Annotated in this window: 1 pseudogene; it reads left to right on the top strand. The window is 44.0% G+C overall.

The features are described 5' to 3' along the window. A pseudogene (locus ACPYOJ_RS35360) lies at positions 1-273 on the top strand (hypothetical protein); the annotation flags it as partial.

Genomic DNA, 273 nt, shown 5'->3' on the forward strand with positions numbered 1-273 from the left:
TTCTCTACTTTTGAGAAGACCACCGGGCCGTGAAGCTTATCCTGGAGACGTTTTCTATCTTCACTCAAGATTATTGGAAAGAGCAGCAAAAGTTATCGCTGATGACAAAATCGCAAGCCAGATGAACGATTTACCTGAGTCTTTAAGGCCAGTCGTAAAAGGTGGTGGCTCATTAACAGCTCTTCCTATCATTGAAACACAGGCGGGTGACGTCTCTGCATATATTCCAACAAACGTGATCTCCATTACTGACGGACAGATCTTCCTTGAATC

The sequence above is a fragment of the Rhizobium sp. SVR5-9E genome (genome assembly GCF_056755095.1).